General features: G+C 46.6%; 2 protein-coding genes and 1 pseudogene. All 3 read right to left on the reverse strand.

Annotated elements, in window-relative coordinates; translation table 11 throughout:
* A partial coding sequence (locus A3751_RS18785) for a TetR family transcriptional regulator C-terminal domain-containing protein (RefSeq protein WP_156492624.1) occupies positions 1-359 on the reverse strand: 359 nt, incomplete at its 3' end.
* A gap of 155 nt (positions 360-514) precedes the next feature.
* Positions 515-1,291: a DUF5020 family protein gene (locus A3751_RS18790; protein WP_068456068.1), complete on the reverse strand. Its 777-nt coding sequence runs from the start codon at positions 1,289-1,291 to the stop codon at positions 515-517.
* A 123-nt stretch (positions 1,292-1,414) separates the two neighbouring features.
* Positions 1,415-1,643 (reverse strand): annotated as a pseudogene (locus A3751_RS23150) (BMP family ABC transporter substrate-binding protein); the annotation flags it as partial.

Below are 1,643 nucleotides of genomic sequence, written 5' to 3' on the forward strand. Positions count from 1 at the left end.
CCTTGAATGATTTCAAGTGCGAAAATCTTGGACGCATTCGGGTATTGAATGGCTAGATCAACTTTTGCGCGGATGTAGTTACCAAGTACTTCAGCTGGGTCATCGCCTTCGCTCATATCGTCGATCGACTCGTCCCAACGTCGGATAATCTCATCAAGCACCGCCAAGTAAAGCGCTTGCTTGCTTTTAAAGTAGTAGAGAACGTTGGCTTTAGGCAGTTCTGCAGCATCGGCAATGGATTGCATGCTGGTTCCTTTAAACCCGTTTTTAACAAAAGAGTCTTCAGCAGCAGCCAGAATATTTTTACGATTCTGCTCTCGGATTTTACCGGTCTTTTGTGCGCTATCTTTATCGCTCATGTTGTTCTACATCTTTGTTTGTTGTTCTGGGGATCGATAACGAGCTTTAAGGGCCACGCCCTGAAGCTCGCTACGAACATACTGTTAGCTACAATTATTCGATACCATTACTAGCTGCTATCGCTAGCAGTATGATTAACCACTAACAATCATACTTACAGGTGGTACTTGATCAAAGCGCTAACTGCTGATTCTGCGTCATCGCTCTTCACACCAAACTTGTTGTGCCAGTATGAGTACTCGATACCCGCTTCAAGCTTAGATTTGGTAATCCCCATGAACTTGCCGATATCAGCACGTAGTTGCGGGTTGAAGTGAAAGTCTGCTCCGTGATCTTCTTGTGCAGATGACCAATCGATGTAGCCATCAAACATCCAATCAACATCACCCGTAGCAAATGGAACACCGTATACAACCGTCAACTGAAGATCATCATCAATGTTTTCGTTATTCGCGTAGAAAAAGTTCGTTTGGAAGAACGCAAAACCCGGAAGATCCCAGTTCAAGCCTACACCGTAAAGGTAGTTATCTTGCGAGAAGCCTGTGCTGTCTGAGCTGAACTCGTAGGTCGTCGCAATCAATACGTCAGTTACAGGGCCCGCTTTCAGCTCAGAACCCGTCATATTGCTTAGGCTAAAACGAGGAGAAAGCTCTGCGTATGTCTCGTTAAAGTCACCAAATGAACCTTTACCATTGTGTCGATCAGCGAAGAAGAAGGCATCACCCCAATCGTGACCCGAAGCGTGTTCAACGGTCATTGTCGTCATTTCCATGGTTTTCTGCGGAGCGCCGAAAGCATGGCCAACGTTGTAGTAATCAGCACTGTGTAGCACGGTTACACTGTTGTCAGCCCAAAACTGCTCAGCTTGAGCGGGTGCTGCTACTGCAGCTGCGAGTGCTGCTGCACCAGCGATGGTTTTTAGTTGTTTCATTTCTCTACCTTAGTTTTTCATTAATACAGCACTTATGGTGCTTTATAAAAAGTGCGAGCTACCGCAATTCGGAAACAGTAGCTCGCTGCTAACTGCCTTATTCAGCGAATCGTTCGCCTTGAATTAAGACTGTGGCAATTTGCCTTCTACGCCTTGCACGTAGAAATCAAAGCCAAGAAGCGCACCGTCATCCATTGTGCCGCCCGCTGGAATCACTTCTTCTCCAGCTTGGTTTACAACTGGGCCATCAAATACGCGCATTTCGCCCGCCTTCAATGCCGCTTTTTTCTCTTCTACCATCGCGACAACATCCGCTGGAATCGCTTCGTTCAGTGGCGCTAGATCGGTTGTA

Source organism: Oleiphilus sp. HI0080, assembly GCF_001635135.1.

Bases quoted from the DNA above. Each gene is read 5' to 3' on its own strand.
- A3751_RS18790 (WP_068456068.1), bottom strand. From the start codon at position 1,291: ATGAAACAACTAAAAACCATCGCTGGTGCAGCAGCACTCGCAGCTGCA.